This window comes from Neisseria sp. P0009.S007, assembly GCF_051962515.1.
Genome location: NZ_JBQCVF010001001.1, coordinates 1 through 326, shown reverse-complemented (window position 1 = coordinate 326; position 326 = coordinate 1). Strand labels below are relative to the sequence as shown.

1 pseudogene is annotated in these 326 nt (G+C 57.4%); it reads left to right on the top strand.

Annotation, left to right across the window (positions count from 1 at the left end):
• A pseudogene (locus tag ACTHS3_RS17500) lies at positions 1-326 on the top strand (serine--tRNA ligase); the annotation flags it as partial.

Genomic DNA, 326 nt, shown 5'->3' with positions numbered 1-326 from the left:
GTTGTTGAGCATTCCCAACCTGCCGCACGAAAGCGTGCCTGTCGGTAAAGACGAAACCGAAAACGTCGAAGTCCGCAAAGTCGGCACGCCGCGCGAATTTGACTTTGAAATCAAAGACCATGTCGATTTGGGCGAACCTTTGGGCTTGGATTTCGAAGGCGGCGCGAAACTCTCCGGCGCGCGCTTTACCGTCATGAAAGGTCAAATCGCCCGCCTGCGCCGCGCGCTGGCGCAATTCATGCTCGATACGCACACGCTGAAACACGGCTACACCGAGCATTACACACCCTACATCGTGGACGACACCACCCTGCAAGGCACAGGCC